Origin of the sequence: Streptomyces glaucosporus, from assembly GCF_039533345.1 — a bacterium.
Lineage (GTDB): Bacteria > Actinomycetota > Actinomycetes > Streptomycetales > Streptomycetaceae > Streptomyces > Streptomyces glaucosporus.
Genome location: NZ_BAAATJ010000004.1, coordinates 69,751 through 91,165, shown reverse-complemented (window position 1 = coordinate 91,165; position 21,415 = coordinate 69,751). Strand labels below are relative to the sequence as shown.

General features: G+C 71.2%; 13 protein-coding genes and 1 pseudogene. 8 read left to right on the top strand and 6 right to left on the bottom strand.

All coding sequences use genetic code 11. From position 1 onward, the window contains the following. Positions 1-98: 98 nt before the first annotated feature. Together ABD358_RS06440 and ABD358_RS06435 are read left to right on the top strand one after the other, a co-directional pair. On the top strand, positions 99-836 hold the full coding sequence (locus ABD358_RS06440) for an ABC transporter ATP-binding protein (RefSeq protein WP_344629876.1): 738 nt from the start codon (positions 99-101) through the stop codon (positions 834-836). Then, positions 830-3,283 (top strand): FtsX-like permease family protein, encoded by a 2,454-nt coding sequence (locus ABD358_RS06435; protein WP_344629875.1) that lies wholly within the window; start codon positions 830-832, stop codon positions 3,281-3,283. The genes ABD358_RS06440 and ABD358_RS06435 overlap by 7 nt, the downstream gene beginning before the upstream one ends. A 265-nt stretch (positions 3,284-3,548) precedes the next feature. Here ABD358_RS06435 and ABD358_RS06430 read toward each other — a convergent pair whose 3' ends face one another. Together ABD358_RS06430 and ABD358_RS06425 are read right to left on the bottom strand one after the other, a co-directional pair. After that, complete coding sequence (locus ABD358_RS06430) at positions 3,549-3,968, bottom strand: hypothetical protein (protein WP_344629874.1); 420 nt, start codon at positions 3,966-3,968, stop codon at positions 3,549-3,551. Between the two features lie 53 nt (positions 3,969-4,021). Next, complete coding sequence (locus ABD358_RS06425; RefSeq protein ID WP_344629873.1) at positions 4,022-4,717, bottom strand: hypothetical protein; 696 nt, start codon at positions 4,715-4,717, stop codon at positions 4,022-4,024. 897 nt (positions 4,718-5,614) lie between these two features. Between ABD358_RS06425 and ABD358_RS06420 the strand changes: the two genes are divergently transcribed. Both ABD358_RS06420 and ABD358_RS06415 read left to right on the top strand, forming a co-directional pair. After that, the gene (locus ABD358_RS06420; protein WP_344629872.1) at positions 5,615-7,846 is read left to right on the top strand and encodes an ATP-binding cassette domain-containing protein; all 2,232 of its coding nucleotides are present in this window, start codon (positions 5,615-5,617) and stop codon (positions 7,844-7,846) included. A 383-nt stretch (positions 7,847-8,229) separates the two neighbouring features. Then, a complete protein-coding gene (locus tag ABD358_RS06415) occupies positions 8,230-10,092 on the top strand; it encodes an ABC transporter ATP-binding protein (RefSeq protein ID WP_344630107.1) in 1,863 nt (620 codons plus the stop codon). 291 nt (positions 10,093-10,383) lie between these two features. On the opposite strand, the gene ABD358_RS06410 is transcribed toward ABD358_RS06415, so the two are convergent. Together ABD358_RS06410 and ABD358_RS06405 are read right to left on the bottom strand one after the other, a co-directional pair. Continuing rightward, complete coding sequence (locus tag ABD358_RS06410) at positions 10,384-11,538, bottom strand: ParB/RepB/Spo0J family partition protein (protein ID WP_344629871.1); 1,155 nt, start codon at positions 11,536-11,538, stop codon at positions 10,384-10,386. Beyond that, the gene (locus ABD358_RS06405) at positions 11,538-12,269 is read right to left on the bottom strand and encodes a nucleotide-binding protein (protein WP_344629870.1); all 732 of its coding nucleotides are present in this window, start codon (positions 12,267-12,269) and stop codon (positions 11,538-11,540) included. The genes ABD358_RS06410 and ABD358_RS06405 overlap by 1 nt, the downstream gene beginning before the upstream one ends. Positions 12,270-13,368: 1,099 nt before the next feature. Here ABD358_RS06405 and ABD358_RS06400 point away from each other — a divergent pair. Continuing rightward, entirely contained in the window at positions 13,369-13,947 is a 579-nt protein-coding gene (locus ABD358_RS06400; protein ID WP_344629869.1) for a replication/maintenance protein RepL, read from the top strand. Positions 13,948-13,969: 22 nt separating this feature from the next. Further along, positions 13,970-14,359 (top strand): MarR family transcriptional regulator, encoded by a 390-nt coding sequence (locus ABD358_RS06395; RefSeq protein ID WP_344629868.1) that lies wholly within the window; start codon positions 13,970-13,972, stop codon positions 14,357-14,359. 1,496 nt (positions 14,360-15,855) lie between these two features. On the opposite strand, the pseudogene ABD358_RS06390 reads toward ABD358_RS06395, so the two are convergent. Together ABD358_RS06390 and ABD358_RS06385 are read right to left on the bottom strand one after the other, a co-directional pair. Further along, a pseudogene (locus ABD358_RS06390) lies at positions 15,856-16,332 on the bottom strand (transposase); the annotation flags it as partial. Positions 16,333-16,816: 484 nt separating this feature from the next. After that, complete coding sequence (locus ABD358_RS06385; RefSeq protein WP_344629867.1) at positions 16,817-19,069, bottom strand: MMPL family transporter; 2,253 nt, start codon at positions 19,067-19,069, stop codon at positions 16,817-16,819. A gap of 242 nt (positions 19,070-19,311) precedes the next feature. Between ABD358_RS06385 and ABD358_RS06380 the strand changes: the two genes are divergently transcribed. Together ABD358_RS06380 and ABD358_RS06375 are read left to right on the top strand one after the other, a co-directional pair. After that, a complete protein-coding gene (locus ABD358_RS06380; protein WP_344629866.1) occupies positions 19,312-20,049 on the top strand; it encodes a response regulator transcription factor in 738 nt (245 codons plus the stop codon). Between the two features lie 203 nt (positions 20,050-20,252). Further along, the gene (locus ABD358_RS06375; RefSeq protein ID WP_344629865.1) at positions 20,253-21,188 is read left to right on the top strand and encodes a sensor histidine kinase; all 936 of its coding nucleotides are present in this window, start codon (positions 20,253-20,255) and stop codon (positions 21,186-21,188) included. Positions 21,189-21,415 lie beyond the last annotated feature (227 nt).

Genomic DNA, 21,415 nt, shown 5'->3' with positions numbered 1-21,415 from the left:
CGGTTTCGTGGAGGCGTCGGAACGGCCCCCGGGGCGCCGTTTCCCGAGGAATTCCCCCGCCCACCGCGCGGGGACCGGCATCGACCGAGTGGGGACAGATGAACAACGACGCAATCCGGTTGCGCTCCGTCAGCAGGCGGTACGGGTCGGGCGACAGCGCCGTGACGGCGCTCGACCGGGTCTCGCTCTCCTTCCCCGAGGGGACGTTCACCGCCGTCATGGGGCCGTCCGGCTCGGGCAAGTCGACCCTGCTGCAGTGTGCGGCGGGTCTGGACCGGCCCACGTCCGGCTCGGTCACCCTGGGCGGGACCGAACTGACGGAACTGAGCGAGACCGGGCTGACCCTGCTGCGCCGGGAGCGGATCGGCTTCGTCTTCCAGGCGTTCAACCTGCTGCCGTCGCTGACCGCCGAGCAGAACGTGGCGCTGCCCCTGCGGCTCGCCGGCCGCCGCCCCTCCCGGGCCCGGGTGCGCGAGGTGCTCCGGCAGGTCGGTCTCGGCGACCGTGCGCGGCACCGGCCGGCGGAGATGTCCGGCGGCCAGCAGCAGCGCGTCGCACTGGCCCGTGCCCTGATCACCCGCCCCGAGGTGCTCTTCGGCGACGAGCCGACCGGCGCCCTGGACTCGCGGACCGGCCGCGAGGTACTGGCCCTGCTGCGCGGCATGGCCGACCGCGAGGGCCGGACGATCGTCATGGTCACCCACGACCCGGTCGCCGCCTCCTGGGCCGACCGCGTGGTCTTCCTCGTCGACGGGCGCGTCAACGGCGAACTGACCGGGGCGAGCGCCGACGCCATCGCCGCGCGCATGACCAGACTGGAGGCCGTGCCGTGCTGAGCGTCGCCCTGCGCACCCTGCGCACCCGCTGGACCACCTTCGCCGGCAGCTTCACCGCGCTCTCGCTCGGCGTCGCGCTGCTCGCCGTGATGGGGCTGACCCTCGCCTCCTCGCTGGACGCGCCCGACCGGGGGCCCGAGCGGTTCGCCGCCGCGCCGGTCGTCATCAAGGGCGCGGACACCCTGCGGGTGCCCACCCCGATCGGCGACCGCACCCACGAGCTCGCGCATCCGCGTCCCGTGCCCGCGGCGACCGTCGCGAAGCTCAGGGAGCTGGGCCCCGTCGTCGAGGACCGGTCCTTCCCCGTGCGGGCCCGGGGCGGCCCCGGCGACCTGGTGGGCCACCCCTGGTCCACCGCTGCCCTCGCCCCGTACGAGCTCTCCGCGGGACGGGCTCCGAGGGCCGCCGGCGAGGTCGTCGTCAGCGGCGACTGGGCCGGGCCGGGCGAGCGCGTCCGAACCGACCGCGGCACCGTGCGGGTCGTCGGCACCGTCGCCGACCGCGGTTTCGAGAACGCCGTCTTCTACACCGACGCACGGGCCGCCCGGCTGTCCCCCGTCAGCGTCCAGCTCGCCGTCGACGCTGACCCGGCGGCCGTACGGGACGCGGTGCGCGGCAGCGGCGCCCGGGTGCTGACCGGGGACGCGCGCCGGTACGCCGACGCCGACCCGGACCGGGACCGCGAGGCCGTCACCGCGATGAACGCCATGTTCGGCACGGCCGGCGGCGTCGCCGCCTTCGTGTCGGTGTTCGTGGTGGCGTCCACCTTCGCGTTCGCCGTCGCCCAGCGGCGCCGGGAGTTCGGGCTGCTGCGCACCGCCGGGGCGACTCCGGGGCAGGTCCGCCGCATGGTGTTCGCCGAGGCGCTCGCGGTGGGCGTCCTCGCCTCCGCCGCCGGCTGCCTGCTCGGCGCCCACGGCGCGCCGCGGCTGGCCGAGCGGGTGGTCGACGCCGGACTCGCACCGGACTGGTTCGCCATCGGCGACCACACCTGGCCGTACCACGCGGCCTTCTGGACCGGCCTGCTCGTCGCCCTGTGCGGCGTCGCCGCCGCCTCCTGGCGGGCCGGCCGGACCGGTCCCGCGCAGGCACTGCGCGAGGCGTCCGCGGACAGCGGGACGATGACGCGGGGCCGCCTGCTGTCCGGCACGGCGCTGCTGCTGGCCGCGGTGGTCACGCTGTGCCTGGCGCTGGCCGGCGACCCGGGCGAGCTGCTGCACCGCAAGACCTATGTGAGCCGGCCGATGCTGCTGATCACCGCGGTCGCGCTGCTCGCGCCGGCCGTGGTGCGCCCGCTGGTCCGGCTGCTGGCCTGGCTGCCGGCCCGGCTGCCCGGCGCCGGGGGCATGCTGGTGCGCGAGAACGCGGCCGCCGGGGTGCGCCGCACCGCGGCGGTCGCGGCGCCCGTCCTGGTCACGGTCGCCCTCGCGGGATCGCTGCTGGGCGCCACCGCCACGCTGAACGGGGCGAAGGCCGCCGAGACGCGCGAGCGGACCGCCGCCGCCTTCGTCGTGACCCCGGCGGGCGGATCCGGCTTCGACGAGGCGACGCTGGCCCGGCTGCGCCGGGTGCCCGGCGCCGAGGTGTCGCCGACCTCCTCCAGCGCCGTCCACGTCCTGGAGGAAGGTGTGGCGCTCGTCAGGTCCGAGGCCCGTGCGGCCGAGCCCGGCCCGCTCGCGGCCACCACACGGCTGCCGCTCGTCGCCGGGAGGGTCGGCGACCTCGACGACGAGTCGATCATCGTCAACGAGGAGTGGGAGCGGCACACCGTGGGGCAGCGCGTGCGGGTGTGGCTCGGCGACGGCACGGAGAGGACGCTGCGGATCGCCGCGGTGATGACCACCGGAACCGGCGGCAACGGCGTCTACGTCACCCCGCGCAACGCCCCCGGCGCGACCGTCGACCGGGTCGACGTCGCCCTCGCCGACGGCGCCGATGCGGACTCCGTGGCCGCCGGGCTGCGCGAGGCGGTGCGGGGTTCGGGCGGGCAGGTGCTCACCGCGGACCGGTGGATCCGGGCCGGCCACCCGGAGACCGACCGCACGACCCGGCTCGGTCTCCTGCTGGTCCTGGGCATCGCCCTCCTCTACACCGGCATCTCCCTGGCCAACACCATGGTCATGGCGACCTCCGACCGGGTGCGGGACCTGGCCGTGCTGCGCCTCGCCGGAGCCACCGGGGGGCAGGTGCTGCGGCTGGTGGGCGCCGAGGCGCTGACGGTGGTCGCGGTGGGCGCACTGCTCGGGCTGGCGGTCGCCGGGCTCAACCTGGCGGGCATGTGGAGCGCGCTGAGCCTGCTGTCGGTGCGGACCGCGATCGAGCTGCCCTGGGCGGTGATCGGCGCGACCGTCGCCGCCTGCGCGGTGCTCGCCGTGGTCTCGTCCGTCGTCCCCGCCGCGCTCGCCCTGCGCCGCCGGGCCGTGGAACTGGCGGGCGTACGGGAGTGAGCCCCGGTCCGGCTCCGGCCGCCCTCCGGGGCCGCTCCTGAGCGGGGGCATCCCGGAGCCCCGGCCCGGGTTCCGCTCCGCGACCGCGGCGCCGCCGGTGGTGACCTGCCGGTCCGCCCGTTCCCGGCGTGGCCGGGCGACCGGGCCGTCCGTCGGCGGGTGAGAGAGCGGCCTCAGCGGGTATACTGATTTTCGACCTTCTACTCAGGCTCGATGGCCCCGCCGGGATCCCGGCGGGGCCATCGGTTTGCCGGGCCCTGACCGCTCAGACGGCGACCTGCAGGGTGGGGCGTCCCTGCGCGGGCGGGGCGATGACGTAGGCGGGGAGCCGGAGGTTGGGCAGCTCGCCGGCCTTGATGTCCCGCAGCGCCTGGCGGAAGGCGGCCTCCATCGCCTCGTGGCTCTCGTACTTGGCGGCCAGGGGGTGGAGCCGGTAGCTGTTGCCGTCGCGTTCCTCGCTGCGCGGACGCAGCACGATCCTCAGGTCGCACAGGGGCGCCATCAGGGCGCTGATGGCCTGCGGCGTCTTCTGGTGGTACTCGCGGGCCATGTCCTTCTGCTTGACGGGGATGTGGCCGCCGAACTCGGACCGGTACAGCAGGTACTGGAGGAACTTGACCGCGCTGCCGGAGATCGGCAGAGCCCAGATGCGCTCGCCGACCAGGGGTGACATGACCTCGGCCATCTAAGGAGTCCTCCTTGTCGCGGTGTGTCCTGGAATGCAGTGTCGCAGGGATGTCATCCGGTGCGCTCCTGTCGGGCGGGCGGCTGGGTGTCGTCCAGGGGGAAGTCGAGGGTCTGCTGCTCGCCTCGCTGCGGGCCGATCCGGTACGGGAAGGCTTCCGGGTCGTGTCCGTGCTCGCGTTCGAGGTCGGCGAGGACGGCCTGCTGGGCGGTGCTGTTGCCGCGGAACCACAGCCTGACGTTCAGCCGGATCTTCCCCTTGCCGTGCCTCTCCAGCCATCCGTACTCGCACAGGGCCTTGATCGCGCGGTTGACGGTGGAGCGGGTGATGCAGCGGGCTCCGGTGCGCCTGGCCTCCTTGTTGAGGCCGTCGGTGATCTCCTGCTGCGTGTACTGGGCGATGCCGGTGCCGGCCATCTGCCCTCCGGCGACGTAGAGGAAGACGCACATCTCGGACTTGGTGACGCTGTTGGCGACCGCCAGCTGGGCGAGGAACTGGGTGAACCAGTTGCTGGCGATGCTGTAGCCCTGGTCGCCGGCCATGTCGTGGACGGTGCGGGGCTCGGGCTCGTACTCGAAGGTGACGCCCTTGAGTTTCTTGCGCGACCCGGACGCCTGCTGGGTGGACTCGGCAGCCTCTCCCAGCTGCCTGCCCAATGCGACGAGGATGTCGTCGAACTCCTGGCTGTCGGCCTGGGCCGGCACCGGTCGGGGGCCCACCTGGCGGGGGGTGGGCGAATCAGATGTCACAGGACCTCCTTCACTACTCAGGCGAGGAAGACCCTACTCCAAAACACAACTGCTTCTTGTCTTTTGCCGCCGGTACGCGCGTCGGGACTCCGGTCCCCCCGACGACCTCGCGACGGCACACCGCGACCCCTCGAAACTCAACTCCTGGTTTGCTTCTGCTGCGAGAACGCGCCGGAAGTCCAACACTTCTTTACTTTTGTTGTCCGCCGCGGCACGTTGAAGCCTTGTTCGGCCCCCTCGGACGGCCCGACACGCAAGCCTCTGACCTGCGGAAATAGAAAGTCCAGTGATACTTGAGTTTTCGGCGAAATGTGCGCTCCCCATTAACATTCCGCACCCCCAAATGTGTCGGCGCCGACACACTCGGTTTCACATCACCGCAGGTCAGAGCCGCAATGGCGCCTCGCGCCTCTTATAAGTAGAGGCCCGGTCGCACCACACTCCCGCCGCACCTCCTGGGACACCACCGTGCTGCCGGGCCGACACACCACGTCCGAAGGCCCCGCCCTCACACACACCGGAGGAGCCGGACCTTCCCCCCGCACCCTTCCGATCGGGCCGTCACCTCCCCCCTTCCACTCCCGCACCACCGAAAGCACGCCACCGCGGCGGGACAGCCGACCGAGCACCGCCGGTGGCCACCCCGGCCACATCCGGCCCCGGCCACGCCTCCCTCACCCCGCCCGCACGTCGCCGCGGCCGCCGACGGCGAGGACCGTCCCGTCGGGGCACCGCAGGCCCGCCAGGGCCGAGGAGCCGCCGACCCGGTGCGGAACCCACAGCGGACAAGAACGAGTCGCCGACCGCACCGGATCGCGTCCACCCCGCTCCACCCCGCTCCACCCCGCTCCAAGACGCGGCCGGAATCCGTCCGCATCCGTTCGTAGCCTCGGCCTCATGTCAGAGCGCATGATCCGCATCAGGGGAGCCCGGACCAACAACCTGAAGGGGCTGGACGTGGACATCCCGCGCGGCCGGCTGGTCGTGTTCGTCGGCGTGTCCGGCTCGGGCAAGTCCTCGCTGGTGTTCGACACCATCGCGGCGGAGGCCGGGCACCAGCTCAACGAGACCTACCCGCCGTTCGTCCGCAACCGGCTGCCGAAGTGGACGCGCCCCGAGACCGAGGCGATCGAGGGGCTCTCGCCGGTGGTGGTGATCGACCAGCGCAGGATCGGCGGGAACGCCCGCTCCACGGTGGGAACAGTCACCGACGCCTGGACCTACCTGCGGCTGCTGTTCTCCCGCATCGGCACACCGCACGTGGGCGAGTCGAACCACTTCTCGTTCAACGACCCGGCCGGGATGTGCCCGACCTGCTCCGGGATCGGCGAGGTCGTGGTCAGCGCCGTCGAACGCTTCCTCGATTTGGACAAGTCCCTCTCCCAGGGGGCGATCCTGCTGCCCGGGTTCGGCAGCGGCGGCTACTGGTACTCCCAGTACGCCGACATCGGCAGCTTCGACGCCGACACCCCGCTGCGCGACTGGACGGAGGCCGAGCGCAGGGCGCTGCTCCACGGCGGGGAGCACGCCGCACGCCTGGGCACCAGGCCGCCCAAGGACTACGAGGGCATCGTCGAGCGGTTCGAACGGATCTACCTGCGCACGACCGACAGCCTCTCCGACCGCAAGAGGGAGGTCATCGCCCGCTTCACCCGCTCCGAGACCTGCTCCGAGTGCCACGGGGACCGCCTCAACGAGGCCGCCCGCACCGCCACCGTCCTCGGCCGCACCATCGGCGAGATGGCACGCATGGAGATCACCGAACTGGCCGCCCTCCTGGAGCAGGTGACCGACCCCACCGTCGCCCCGGTCGTGGCCGCCCTCCAGAGCCGGCTGCGGGCCATGACCACCATCGGACTGGGATACCTCCACCTCGGCCGCGCCACCACCAGCCTGTCCGGCGGGGAGTCGCAGCGGATCAAGACCGTCAAGCACCTCGGCAGCAGCCTCATCGAGATGATCTACATCTTCGACGAGCCCACCGTCGGCCTCCACCCGCACGACATCGCCTCGATGACCACCCTGCTGCGGCAGCTCCGCGACAAGGGCAACACCGTCCTCGTCGTCGAGCACGACCCCGCCGTCATGGAGATCGCCGACCAGATCGTCGAGATCGGGCCCGACGCGGGAGCCGGAGGGGGGCGACTGGTCTTCCAGGGCACCTTCGGCGAACTCAGAACGGCACGGACGGCGACGTCCGCCGCCCTGGACCGGCGCACGCCCGTCACCACCGCCCCTCGGAAGGCCACCGGCGCGATCACCGTGGCGAACGCCACCCGGAACAACCTCAGGAATCTGACCGTCGACATCCCCACCGGAGTCCTCACCGTCCTCACCGGAGTCGCGGGATCGGGCAAGTCCAGCTTCGCCGCGGAACTGGCCGACCGGCACGACGCGATCGTGATCGACCAGAAACCGGTCAGCACCAACCGCCGTTCGACGCCCGTCACCTACACCGGCATCGCGTCCGCCGTCCGCAGGCTCTTCTCCAGGCACAGCGGCCTGCCCCCCGGCCTGTTCAGCGCCAACTCCGAGGGCGCCTGCCCCGACTGCCAGGGACTGGGCGTCGTCCACACCGACCTGGCCTTCATGGACGGCCAGGAGACCGTCTGCGAGACCTGCCAGGGGCGGCGGTTCACCGAGGAGGTCCTCCGCCACCGGGTCGACGGGCTGTCCATCGCGGACATCGACGACCTGACGATCACCGACGCCGTCGAGCGGCTGCCGGACAAGGGGATCCGTGAGGCGCTCCTCCACCTGGAGAGGGTCGGCCTCGGCTACCTCCGCCTCGGCCAGCCGCTCACGACGCTGTCGGGAGGCGAATGCCAGCGCGTCAAGATCGCCAGGGAACTGAGGGAGGCCACCGAACCGGCCCTCTACATCCTCGACGAACCCACCACAGGCCTGCACCTGCGCGACATCGCCGTCCTCCTCGACGTCCTCGACCGCCTCCTCGACCAGCGCCACACCGTGGTCGTCATCGAGCACAACCTGGACGTCATCCGGCGCGCGGACTGGCTCATCGACCTCGGCCCGGGACCCGGACGGCACGGAGGCCGGATCCTCTACCAGGGACCCGTCGCCGGGATCGAGGGAACCGCCACCGCCGTCGCCCTGAAAGAGACTTGACGGCCGCGGCCTCCCCCATCCGTCCGTGACGGCGGCGCCTCCGGGGCCGTTATGGGAGCGCCTGAACCCGTTCCCGTCTTCTCCGGAGGGGTTGTGAATCCCATGCCCGTGCACATGGACGGCTCTGCCGATGCCGAACAGCGACGGCCAGGCCGGCCGCCCCGAACGCCGGGCCGGTACCCGGCCGGCGCGGCCGTACGCGATGCGCGCCAGGCGGCGCGACCGGGCGCGGGGAGGTGGGCGTGAAGCGGTCCACGGAAGCGCGGACGCCCGCGCAGGAGGACCTCTCGGCCTCGGAACGACTGCTGTTCGGCGGGGAACTCGCCTACGACGTGGGGTGGAGCCGGCACCAGGGGGCCTGGCTGACCCTGGGGCTGTGGTCCATGGCCCGCATGTTGCCGAAACTCGTCGGCACCGCGGTGCGGCTGGCCCACCAAGCCGACGCCCGGGCGCTGCGCACGGTGTGGCTCTCGGAGCTCGGACGGGGCATCGCGCAGGCCGTCGGACTGGTCGCGGTCAACACCGTCCTGGGGCACCTGCTGACCGACGGGACGACGGCGCAGCGGCTGTCGGCGGCGGTGCCCGCGCTGACGGCGGCGGCCGTGACCGCACTGCTGGGGTCGCTGCTGCGGTCCGCGTCGACGGCGGCCACCGGAGCGCTGGAGCCCAAGGTGCAGCGGGTGGCCACCGAGCGGTACCTGTCGCTGGTGGCGCGGGTGGAACTGGCGGCGATCGAGGACGACGAGTTCCACCGGCTGCTGGACTCCGCGGGCTACGGCGCGGACTCGGCCCGCCGGATGGTCAGGTACTGCACCGCGGTCCTCACCTCCCTCATCTCGCTCGCCGCCGCGGCCGGTGTGCTGACCGTCCTCCACCCGGCGCTGCTGCCGCTGCTGGTGGCGATGACCCTGCCGAGCGCCTGGAGCTCGCTGACGATCGCCAAGATGCGCTACGTCAGCTTCCACCAGTTCGTGCAGCACGCCCGCGCGGGCCAGCTCCTGAGCCGGCTGCTGATCGACCAGCAGGCCGCCGCCGAAGTGCGGGTGCACGACGTCGGCCCGTTCCTCCTCACCCACTTCCGCGGCATGGCGGAGACCAGCGAGCGCGAGCAGACCCGCCTGGCCCGCGCGGCCGCCCGCAAGGGGCTGCTCGCGGACGGCGCCACCGGGGTGGCCACCGTCGCCACCTACGGCGTGCTCGGTCTGCTGGTGTGGTTCGGCGGAACGGAGCTGTCCGTGGCCGGCACCGCCGTCCTGGCCATCCGCACCGGCTCCGCCTCCCTCGACCAGCTCGTACTCCAGATCACCGACCTCCACCAGGAGGCCCTGTTCGTGGCCGACTTCGAGACCCTGTGCCGGGAAGCGGCCCGGCGGGCCATCCCGGCGCGGGGACGTGACCTGCCCGAGCGGGTCCGGGAGATCCGCTTCGAGAAGGTCACCTTCACCTATCCCGGCAGCACCGCTCCGGAGCCGTCCCTGCGGGAAGTGGACCTCACCATTCCCACCGGCAGGATCGTCGCGCTGGTCGGAAGCAACGGCAGCGGCAAGTCCACGCTGGTGAAGCTGCTGTGCGGGCTGTACCAGCCGGACCCCGGCAAAGGCCGGATCCTGTGGGACGGCGTCGACTCCCGCGAGGCGGACCGCGCCCAGATCTTCCGGCGGGTGGCCATGGTCGCCCAGGACTTCCACCGGTGGCCGTTCACCGCCCGGGTCAACATCGGCATCGGCCGCCCCGCGGCCCCCATGGACGACGCGGAGATCGAGGCCGCCGCCGCGTACGCCGGTGCTGACGGTCTTCTCGCCACACTGCCGAGGGGACTGGACACCCTGCTCGCCCGCGGCTACAAGGACGGGCACCAGATCTCCGGCGGCCAGTGGCAGCGCCTGGGCATCGCCCGCGCCCGCTACCGCGACGCCGAGGTGCTGATCGTGGACGAGCCCACCAGCGCGCTGGACCCGGTCGCCGAGCAGCGGGTCTTCGACCGGATCCGCGATCTCGCCGGCCAGGGCCAGACGGTCGTCCTGATCACCCACCGGCTGCACTCGGTGCGTCACGCCGACCTGATCTACGTCCTCGACCGGGGCCGCGTCGCCGAGGCCGGCACCTTCGAGCAGCTCATGGACCCGGCCACCGGAACCGGCGCGTTCCGCGACGCCTACCTGCTCCAGTCCCGCGCCTACGAGCACACCGTCCCCGCCCAGAACAACCGATCCCCGGACGACGAGCCGGCGGGGGAGGCCCTCTGAGCGCGCAGGGGGAGACGGGAAGAACCGTGGCCGGCGCGGACGTCCCGCGTCGGCTGTCCCCGGCCGGAGACGCGGCACACGGCCATCCGCCGACTCGTCGCCCGGGGCAGCGGTTCCACCGGCACCGCCTCGAAGCGGCCTGCTGATGACTGTGCCCTGAGTGCTGCACAGCACTCAGGGCACAGTCATCAGCAGGCCTTCCAGGGCCCCTCGAAGACCGCGGTCCGGCTGCCGCACGCGCGAGGCTGCGGCAGCCGGACCGATCGGTCGACGGGAAACCGCGACCGGCTTCTACGCCGTCTCGAGTTCCTTCAGCATCGTGCGGAACATCTCCGCGTTCCGCAGCCGGGCCTGCTGGTTCAGCAGCCGGACGGTTTCGAAGAAGGTCGCCTCGTCCATGCGCGCCAGTTGCTCGACGATGGACGACGGACCGCTGTGCGGCAGGTCCGCTTCCCTCTTCGGCTCCACCTCACCAGCGCCGCGGGCCGCCCGGGGCTCGGGTACCGCCCCCGCGGACCCGGTCCGGGACGGCGGGTTCAAAACCGGGTTTTGAACGGCCGCCGGGGATGCCGGCTCGTCACCGCTCGCGGACGGGTTCAAAACCGGGTTTTGAACGGCCGCCGACGGCGTCGTCTCCTCACCGTCCACGGGCGGGTTCAAAACCGGGTTTTGAACCGGCGCGGTCTCGGGCTTCCGCCGCGGCTTGGGCTCGGCGGCTCGTCTCTTGATCTCGGCGACCTGTGCCCGCTGCTCTGCGTGGTCCTCGGTCCGGCTGGCGAGCTGGCGGGCCTCCTTCAGCTTCAGCTCCCCGGCGTCGACCTGCTCCTGGATGTCGGGGGCGAGCTTCAGCAGCGAGAGCCGGTGGGAGACGTACATCTGCGACTTGCCGATGCGTTCGGCGACCCTGTCCTGAGAGCCGTACTTCTCCACCATCCGCTTGAGGAACTCGGCCTCCTTGATGGGGGCGATGTTCTTGCGGTGGATGTTCTCGATGATGACGGCGTCGTCGAGTCGCCCCTCCTCGTCGCCGAGCTGGTCCTGGACCCGGATGTCGACGCGGGTCCACCCGAGCTGGCGGGCGGCGGCCAGACGGCGGTTGCCGGTGATCACCACCCAGTCGGCCTTGCGGAGCTGCTCCCTGACCTTCGGTCTGGCCTGGGTGAGGACCTCCGGCTTGGCCCGCTCGTACACGCCGCGGGAGACCACGGCGAGAGGCTGAAGCTGACCGATCTCCTTCATGGAGGCCTTCAGCTCGCGGAACTCCGGGTCGTCGTCGGTGTAGTCCTCCTCCGACCGCGGGTTCTCCGGGTTCCCGACGATGGTGTGCATCAGCACCGTCACGGGAGGCTGCTGGGGCTCGTCGGCCGCGTCGGTCTCCTTGGCAGCGGCCGGGGGCTTCGTGCCGAGCAGGTCGGTCCAGGCCGTCTTCTTCTTGCTTGCCGCCATCAGCGCCCCTTCCTCCCGGCTCCGATCTCGAGCGCCAGCTGGTAGAAGTCCTCGCGGGCCTCCATGGCCACGCGGTTCTTCTTGTACTGGGTGACGACGGTGCCTTCCAGAGCCGCCCGGGTGTGGACCTTGTAGTGGCGGATGACCGTGTTGGCGAGCTTCCAGCCCTGGGCGCGGACGAAGTCCTTCGTCTGCTCGAGGTCGGCCTCCCCGTCGCGCGGGTCCCAGTTGTTGATGACGACCCAGTACGGCAGGCCGAGCGGCTTGACGACCTCCTCGATGGTGTCGCGGGTGGGCATGAACCCGAGCGGCTCGGGTTCGATGGGGACGATGATGTCGTCGGCGATCTTCAGGATGGCGCGCATCGCGTCGGCGGCGGCGCTGTCCCCGAAGGGGTCACCGGCCCGCTGCCTCTCGTCCTCGGGAAGGTCCATCCAACCGGGGGTGTCGATGAAAGCGTGCTTGACCTTCCGGGACTTCTTCAGCTCGGGGAAGAACTCGAGGTCGGCACGGGACTTGGTCTGGATGAACGAGAAGGGAAGGTCGTCCCCGACGCGCTCGGACCACCATGTGGCGGAGCCCTGGGGGTCTGCGGAGACGGCGGCCACGTAGTCGGGCTCCCCCTCGGGGGAGGGACCGAGGACGTTGGCGGTGATGGCCGCGGTGTTGACGGTCAGAGTCGACTTGCCGACTCCGCCCTTGCGGTTGATGAGCGCGGTGATCCGTGCCATGAGCGGTACTCCATTGGTTCCGTGTGCTTCCCGGTCCTGCTGGACCAGTACTGGCGGACTGGGACAGCATGGCACGAGGTGCGCGAAGTGAAGCACTGCGGGTGCTCTTCGAGCGCGTCAAAACCGGGTTTTGACGTCTGCCCGGCGATGCCCGGTAGTCCCGCGGTTTCAAAACCCGGTTTTGAAACCGCGTGTTGGGACGGGGAGCGACGTCGGACCGACCGCGTGCCGCGAGTTGACGCTCAGGGCGTCCGGCAGCAGGGAACCCGTACACGCGCGTCCCGTGTCTCCGGCGGACGGCTCACGGCCGCCGCAGGGCTTCCGGTCCCGTCCGGGCTCCGGTGATCACCCGGCGGTCCTGGCACCGGCACCGTGTCTCTGGCGCAGTCTCGGCAGGCCGGCCGGGGTTGCGCCCGGGTCGGCGGCTCCTCGGCCCTGGCGGGCCTGCGGTGCCCCGACGGGGCGGTCCTCGCCGTCGGCGGCGGACGGTGGTGCCCGGGCGGGAAAGACGGAACGCGGTTGCGGCCCGATGGGGCGGGGGTGACCAGTGCGGGCGGCTGCTCGGCCGCACCGCCATCGGGGTTGACGTTCGGTGGTGCGGGCAGAACGGGGAGGGATGTCGGGCAGTGTGACCGTGAGAGCCGGATTCCCCGGTGACGGTCGGACCGTCCCGGTCGGCGGCCCCCGGCCGGTCGCCGAGCCGGGCACCAACCAAGAGGGCAGTGACGGGAAGGCGTTCGGCGCGGGCCTTTTTTGGTAAGAGGAATTTTGCGATTTCCCCCTCTGACCTGCGCTTTTGCGAAACGTAATGTCGGTGGCCACCGACATTACGCCCCCCTGGATGCCCCATCACGGCCGACATTACGGGGTGAAACTTGATCCTGAGATCAACTCTCGGCGAAAACTTGACGATGGGGACAAGTTTCGGCGCCGGTCGCGACCCGGCCCGGGGCTCCCGGCGTCCCGGGCCCATCCAGGCCCGATGTCGGCAGTCGGCGACAAAAACTTGACGCTGGTGTCATGTCCTGGGCGTGTTTTATGACTCCAGAATCAACTTTTCGTTACAGTGCCGGGCACCTGTACGCGAAAGGATCATGGAGTGCAACCAGCTCGGACCCCTCGCGGCCGGCCGCCCAGGCCCGCCCCGACCCAGGTGCAGCCCGCCGGCGCGGCCCACAACGAGGACCTCGCCCGGCGGATCGCGGAGCAGTTCGGCACGAGCCCCGTCCACGCGGTCAAAGCGGTGGTCTACCGCCGTCCTCCGCACGACATGCTCGGCAAGGACGGCTACTCCCTGGTGAGCAATTACTTCACCCGGTACGTCCTGCCCTACTGCCTGATGAAGCGCATCATCAGCCCCCTGCAGACCGCCGTCCTGTCCAACCTCATCGGCCGGCAGAAACGCGGCCTCATCGCGGCGACCCAGGCCGAGATCGCCGAGGAGATCGGGGTCGGCCGCACCAGCATCGGCCTGGCCCTCAGCGCCCTGTGCGAGAAGAACCTCCTCCGCAAGGTGAAGCGGAGCACCTACCAGCTCAACCCTCGGGTAGCCTTCAACGGCAACGGCGAGGAGCAGCAGCAACTGCTCGCCGAGCTAAGGGCCATGCAACTGGACACACACTTCCCCGACGAGCTGGCAGGAGACCTGTGCCCGTTCTCCCTCGGTGACACGGCCTGACGAAAGGAACCACGCCATGCTGATGGCCACTGACTTGCTCGCCATGCTGCACCGGCTGGAACTGACCCCGACGGCGATCAACGTGCTGTCGGTCATGGTCGCCCAGCAGCAGCCCGGCGGAGCGGTGCCCCTCCGCCAAGCCGAGATCGCGGACCTCCTCAACGTCGACCAGGCCGTTGTCAGCCGTGCCATGGCACTGCTCGTCCGCCGGGGCATCGTCCAGCGCTCGGGAGCGGGCCGCGGCCACCGCTACGCCCTCAACCCCGCCATCGCCGGCTACGAGAGCGAGCACGAGATGAGCACGGAGCTCACCAAAGTGCTGGCCGCCGGAGGTCCTCCCCCCATCCAGGTGCCCCAGTACCGGCGCCGCCCCCCGCGAGCGGGCAAGGGACGCCTGCAGTCGGTGGCCTGACACCGCCGCCGACCGGCTCCGCACAGCAGTGAGGCCCCGGCAGTCCGCCGGGGCCTCACCACACCTGTACGCGAAGTGCGCGTACCCCAGTATGCCCGAGCCGCCCCGGCCGGGCCGGGGAAAGCCGGCGAACTCCCGGAGCACCACGCGGAGCACCGCCCCCGGTGACCGCGGAGCCCCCTGCCCGGACCCCGTACCACCGGACCCCGTACCACAGGACCGCGCCCCGGAGGGAACCTCCCGGAGACACGGAGTGGGATCCGTCCCGGATCTCAGCCGGCCGCGGCGAGCAGCTCGTCGACGGCCGCGCGGAGGGACTCGTCCTCGGTGAAGGCGCGCCAGCCGCCGAAGTAGTGCAGGCGCCGGTCGCTCGCGGGCAGATCGCGCAGGTGCCGGGCCGCGGGCCGGGCGGCGCGCCCCATCCGGGTCAGACGGCGCACGGCGGGGAGCATGACCGGTCGGCAGACGCCGTCGGCCAGGTCCCGTACGGCCTCCAGGAGGACGGGGACGGTGCTCCCGGTCTCGCCGGTCGCGGCCCAGAGGGCGTGCGCGGCCTCGATCCCGGTCCAGGGTTCGGCCGCGTCGGCCATCGTCCGGAGCCGGTCGGCGAAGCCGGCGGCGTGCGGGCCGAGATCGGCCAGCCTGCGCAGGGCGGGATGGGGGAAGCGGCCCTCGGTGGCGGCCGGCCCCAGCACCTTCAGGGCCTGGCCCGGCTCTCCGCCGATCCGCCAGTACGCCCAGGCGGCGAGCTCCGCGTCCGCGCCGCCGGAGAGCGACCGGGCCAGCAGCAGGTCGCGTCCCCCGCTGCCCGCCGGCCCGATGCCGGCCAGGGCCGTCGCCGCCGCGGCCCACCTCTGCTCGTCCTCCAGCAGACCGAGCAGTCGCGGTACCGCCGCCGCGGCGGGCCCCCAGACGGCGAGCACGTCGCAGAGCCCGCGGACCAGCCGGACGTCCTCGGCGGGGCCGAGCCGGGCGCAGACCGCCGGCAGCAGCGTCTCCGCATGGTCCGGGAGGAGGGTGAGCACCTCGTGGAGGGCGGGCAGAGCGGGATGGTGGAAGGCGTCACGGGCACTGCCGTAGTGGGCGGCGGCGGACGCGAAACCGGACCGGGCGCCGGACACGCGCTCGGCCAGCCCCGGCAGGCAGCGCGGGTCGTTCGTCCGGGCCAGCGCCCACAGGGCCGCGTCGGCGTGGCCGGCGGCCGACGGGCCGAGGCAGGCCAGCAGCTCGGCCGCCCGGTAGCGCACCTCGGCAACCGGATCGTCCAGCCGCGCCACGATGGCCGGCAACAGCGCGCCGGCGGGCGAATGCCACTGCGACAGCAGCCCGCCCGCCTGCGCCAGGGCACCGATCCGCTGCTCCTGGTCGGGGTGGTCGGCCAGCAGCCCCAGGGCGAAGGCGGGGGAGGGGCCGGTGAACAGCGCCGCCGTCCAGTGAGCCTCCGCCCACGGGTCTGTCAAACGAGCGGTGCAACTGGGGTAGTTGGGCTGCTGACGGGCTGCCGGCAGGCGGCTGTCGAAGGTGATGTCGAAGGCGTTCAGCGCGGTCTTCCAGCGCATGGTCCAGCGGGCCTGGCCTCTGCCGGTGGGATCGAGCGACATGATCGCCATGTGGACGCACTTCAGGGCGGCGGTCTAGTTGGGGAAGTGCCCGCGGGCCTTGACCGCCCGCCGGATGCGGGCATTCACCGACTCGATCGCGTTCGTGGTGCAGACGATGCGGCGGATCTCGGTGTCGAACCGCAGGAATGGGGTGAACTCCTCCCAGGCGTTCTCCCACAGCTTCACGATCGCCGGATACTTCCGGCCCCAGACGTCGGCGAACTCGGCGAACCGCTCCAGGGCGGCCTCCTCGGTCGGCGCCGTGTAGACGGGCTTGAGGAGCTTGGCGATCTTGTCCCAGTCCTGGCGGGCTGCATAGCGGAAGGAGTTCCGCAGCAGATGCACCACGCAGGTCTGCACGATGGTCCGCGGCCTGGGCCCGCCCCACCAGCTCGTCGATCAGCTGGTCGTCCACGGCCTTCGCCGACATAGCCATTGCCGACTCGACAGCGTCCTGCTCGGCCACGTTCTCACTGGTCATCGATGCATCCTCCATGATCGGGAGTTACACCGAACGATTTACAGTCCCGGCGGAAGCTTACTGAGTGAGCTTCCGCCAACTTGAGGATTCAGATCAAAGGGTTGGTGTGACGGGCCTCCAGGGTGCTCACGCTGGTAGTCAGCGGTTGCCTGCGGAGTAGATCATCTGTCAGTGGTTGACTTCGGGGTCATCAGAACGAACAGGGTGTGCAGGAGACGGGTCGCGTGAGCGGGGGCGATGCGTACGCGCTGGCACCGTGCACGCCCTGACTCTTCTCCCGCTGGGACAGCTCGCTTGGGGACCTGGCCGCGCTGACGTGGCTCGGGTGTGAATGCGACGTCAGCTCGGCACGGTGCTTGGGTCTCGAGGACTACCTCACTGGTTGTACCTGTCGGGCAGGGCGGAGACGGTCTGCGGGGTGTGGTGGGGCAGGGTCTGCGGGGTGGTGGCGTGGCGCGTGAGCTGTTCGCCTTCTACGTCGACGTTGGGCAGGGTGCGCTGGAGGAAGCGCGGGAGCCACCATGCTTTGTGGCCGAGCAGGGCCATCACGGCCGGTACGAGGGTCATGCGGACGATGAAGGCGTCCACGAGGACGCCGACGGCCAGGGCCAGGCCCATGCCCTTGATGACCTGCATTTCGGCGAGGATGAAGCCGCCGAAGACGGCGATCATGATGAGGGCTGCGGCGGTGACGACCGTGGAGCTGTGGCCGAAGCCGCGGATGACCGCTTCGGTGGGAGGCTTGCCGTGGGTGTATTCCTCGCGCATGCGGGAGACGAGGAAGACCTCGTAGTCCATGGCGAGGCCGAACAGGATGCCCACGAGCAGCATGGGCAGGAAGCTCAGGACGGGCCCGGTGTCCGCGATGCCGAGGGGGCCGGCCAGCCAGCCCCACTGGAAGACCGCCACGAGGACGCCCAGGGAGGCCCCGAGGGAGAGCAGGAAGCCGAGTGCGGCCTTCAGGGGCACGGCGATGGCCCGGAAGACGACGGTGAGCAGCAGCAGGGCCAGGCCCATCACCAGCAGGCAGTAGACGGGCAGGGCGGCGGAGAGCTTGTCGGCGACGTCGATGTTGACTGCGGTGTTGCCGGTGACATTCAGCTGGGTGCCCGTTTGCTGCTCGATGCCGTCGCGTGCGCTGCGGATCTCGGACAGGACGGTGGCGGTGGCCTGTGTGTCGGGGCCGGAGGAGGGGGTGACCTGGAGCAGGACGGCGTTGCCCGAGTCGGATGCGATGGGCGGGGAGACGGAGACGACGCCGGGAAGGGTTTTGATCCGGTCGGCTGCCTGCTGTGCGGCGGTGGTCGTGGTGGTCTTGTCGGGCCCCTGGGCCAGGACGACCAGAGGGCCGCTGTGGCCGGGGCCGAAGCTGTCGTCGATCAGTTTCTGGGCGCGGCCGGCGGAGCTGCGCGGGTCGGGGCCGCCGCCGAGTCCGAGTTGCAGGTCGGTGACCGGGACGCTGAGGATGCCCAGGCCCAGGACGCACAGGATCAGTACCCGCCAGGACCGACGGGTGGTCGCGGTGGCCCAGCGGCGGGCCGCGGGGGTCCTTCGGGGATCGGCCTGGCGCCGCTGGGCGCGTGCGGCGGAGCGGGCCAGCGCCGGAACGCGGCTGGAGGTGATGCGCCGGCTCATGAAGCCCAGGAGGGCGGGCAGCAGGGTGGTGGCGATCAGGACGGACACGACGACGGTGGCAGCGGCGCCCAGGCCCATGACGGTGAGGAAGGGGATGTTCACCACGGCGAGGGCGGCCAGGGCGATGACCACGGTGGCTCCGGCGAAGACCACCGCGCCGCCGGCGGTGCCGGTGGCGAGAGCGGCCGACTCCTCCGGATCCATGCCCTCGCGGACCTGGGTCTGGTGACGGGAGACGATGAACAGGGCGTAGTCGATGCCCACGGCCAGGCCCAGCATCACCGACAGGGTGATGGAGGTGCTGTCCATGGTGATCACGCTGGTCATCGCAAGGAGGGACAGCACGCCGACGGCCACGCCGACCAGCGCGGTCGCGATCGGGATGACGGCGGTGCGCAGGGACCGGAAGACGAGGATCAGCACGGCCAGGGCGATCAGAACGCCAATGATCTCTCCCGGGCCCATCACCTCGACCGGGGGCGTGAACGCGTCCCCGCCCGTCTCCACGGTAAGTCCCGCACTGCGAGCATGGTGCGCTGCTTCCTGAAGGGTGAGCAAGGTCACGCCGGGGATGCCGTCGGCCTTTTCGGCGTCGAAGACGATCTCGATGATGCCGGTGCGGCCGTCAGGTGAGACGGTGCCGCTCTGGGCGGCAGGGCCGGTCACCGAGACCACGCCGGGGGCGTCAGCGGCCTTCTCGGACAGGTCGGCGACCGCCTGCGCGGAGGCATTCGCAGTGATCTTCTGTCCGGCGGGCGCCTGTATGACGATCTTGCCGGTGACATGCGACTCGTCGGTGGAGGGGAATTCCTCCTCCATGACGTCGAGGGCGCGCTGGGCTTCGGTGCCCGGGATGGTGGTAGCGGAGGTGAACGGCTTCATCACGCTCAGCGCGGTCACCGCCACCACCGCGAGCAGACCGAGCCAGGCGGCGAGGACGGCCTTTCGATGCCGGAAGCACCCACGGCCGAGCCGGTAGAGCAGTGTAGACACGCAAAAGCCCCCAGATGATGTGCTGACGAGGAGGAGGACGGGGAGGCCCGGCCGGCTCATCCCCTGAACCGGCCGGGCCAGGCCCGCTACGAGGCGCCATCCACGCTAGAACGGCGGTTCGGGCGACAGCGCTGGTTCGGAGCCCGGGCGGCCCTCTTCCCACGGAACTCACATGGAAGACGGCCCGGAGATCGGCCACGATCGAACAGAACACCGATGATCAGCAGGAAGTGAAGCCCCCGATGCCAGGCGATGCCACAGCACACACCGACACCGGCCGTAATCCCGGCCCGACCTTCGAAGGAAGGCTGCTCGTGGTCGACGACGAACCAGCGATCCTCGACACGCTCAGCCGGTTCCTGCGCTTCGTCGGCTACGACGTACGCACCGCCGCGACCGCTCACGAAGCCCTCGCCGCCGCGCGTGACTTCCTTCCCGAGCTGATCCTGCTGGACGTGATGCTGCCCGACGGAGACGGCTTCGAGGTCATGCACCGTCTGCGCCAGGACGGACTGCCGCAGGCCGTGGTCTTCCTCACCGCCCGCGACACACGCAAGGACCTGGTCCGCGGCCTGACATCAGGAGGCGACGACTACATCACCAAGCCCTTCGGCCTGGACGAGGTCGCCGCCCGTATCCAAGCCGTACTGCGCCGCACCCGCCCCCGGGCCGGCACCGACCCGGTCCTGCGCGTCGCGGACCTGGAACTCGACTCCGCCACCTACACCGTCCACCGGGCCGGCACCGCCATCGACCTGTCACCGACCGAGTTCCGCCTGCTGCGCTACCTCATGCTGCACCGCGGGCGCGTCGTCCCCCGCGCCCAGCTCCTCGACCACGTGTGGTCCTACGACTTCAATGGCGACGACACCGTCGTCGCCACGTACATCAGCTACCTGCGCCGCAAGATCGACAGTCTCGGCCCCGCCCTGATCCACACCCAGCGCGGAGTCGGCTACAGCATCCGGGAACCCCGATGACCCCTGCGGCCCGCCCCTCCCGTACTCCCCCTCACAGGCTGATCGCGCGCCTGCGTGCCACTGTGGCCACGGGGCGAGGCAGGCGGCTTCTGCGACAGCGGCCCCTGCGGACCCGGATCGGCGCCCTCGTCACGGCCCTGTGCGCACTCGCTCTCGCCGCAACCGCTTTGGCCTGGCTCGCCACCGCCAACGGGGTCGTGATCGTGGCAACCGAACTGACCGGCCTGTGCATGGTGGCCGTGGTCAGCACCCTGGCGGTCCGTCGGGCACTGCGGCCCTTGGAGCACGCCGCCGATACCGCGGACACCATCGCCTCCGGTGATCTCACCCGCCGGATCACCGCGGCCGACACCGCCCCCACCACCGAGGTCGGCCGCCTCGCCCACGCGCTGAACGCCATGCTCGACCAGATCCAAAGCGCCATGGCCGCACGCGAGGCATCCGAAGAACGCATGCGCCGCTTCGTCGCCGACGCCTCCCACGAACTGCGCACCCCGCTGCAGTCCCTGCGCGGCTACACCGAGCTCTACCAGCACGGAGCACTGCCCGACAAAGCCTCCGTCGACGAGGCCATCGACCGCATGCACGCGGAAGTGCAGCGCATGGGCAAACTCGTCGAAGCCCTGCTGATGCTCGCCCGCCTCGACGAGGAAAGCGAAGCGCCCCTGGAGCCCGTCAACCTCAGCCGCATCGTCACCGACTCCGTCTGCGACGCCGCAGCCGTCGAACCCGCCCGCCCCTACACCCTGCACATCCAAGACAGCGTCACCGTCCTCGGCGACGAGGCGCAGCTACGCAGCCTACTCGCCAACCTCCTGAGCAACGTCCGCATGCACACACCACCCGCCGCACCCTGCACCGTCGAACTGCGCACCGGCGACAGCCAGGTCATCCTCACCGTCCAGGACAACGGACCCGGCATCCCCGCCCACGCCGTCAACCATGTCTTCGACCGCTTCTACCGAGCCGACAAAGGCCGCAGCCGCACTCACGGCGGCACCGGCCTCGGCCTGGCCATCACCACCGCCATCGCCGAACACCACCACGCCCACATCGACCTCGACAGCCGGCTGGACCACGGCACACGCATCAGCGTCGCCTTCCCCAAGCCTGAAGCCGATCACAGCTCCGAAACCTGACCGCGCCCGGCCGGCCACCACCGCCGTCACCGGCTTCATCGCCAGCCGCACCCACAAGCTCACCCCGGCGCCGCCCACCGCGTCCTCGCCGTCGGACGCGCACCGGTCGAGCACGGCTTCGCCCACCTGAAGAACTGGCGGACCCTCACCAAGCTCCGCACCGACCCCGCCCGCGCGACCCGGCTTCTACGCGCCCTGCTTGTCCTGACGGACCTTGAGGTCAACCG

Bases quoted from the DNA above. Each gene is read 5' to 3' on its own strand.
- ABD358_RS06440 (WP_344629876.1), top strand. From the start codon at position 99: ATGAACAACGACGCAATCCGGTTGCGCTCCGTCAGCAGGCGGTACGGG.
- ABD358_RS06430 (WP_344629874.1), bottom strand. From the start codon at position 3,968: ATGGCCGAGGTCATGTCACCCCTGGTCGGCGAGCGCATCTGGGCTCTG.
- ABD358_RS06420 (WP_344629872.1), top strand. From the start codon at position 5,615: ATGTCAGAGCGCATGATCCGCATCAGGGGAGCCCGGACCAACAACCTG.
- ABD358_RS06415 (WP_344630107.1), top strand. From the start codon at position 8,230: ATGGCCCGCATGTTGCCGAAACTCGTCGGCACCGCGGTGCGGCTGGCC.
- ABD358_RS06410 (WP_344629871.1), bottom strand. From the start codon at position 11,538: ATGGCGGCAAGCAAGAAGAAGACGGCCTGGACCGACCTGCTCGGCACG.
- ABD358_RS06405 (WP_344629870.1), bottom strand. From the start codon at position 12,269: ATGGCACGGATCACCGCGCTCATCAACCGCAAGGGCGGAGTCGGCAAG.
- ABD358_RS06395 (WP_344629868.1), top strand. From the start codon at position 13,970: ATGGCCACTGACTTGCTCGCCATGCTGCACCGGCTGGAACTGACCCCG.
- ABD358_RS06380 (WP_344629866.1), top strand. From the start codon at position 19,312: ATGCCAGGCGATGCCACAGCACACACCGACACCGGCCGTAATCCCGGC.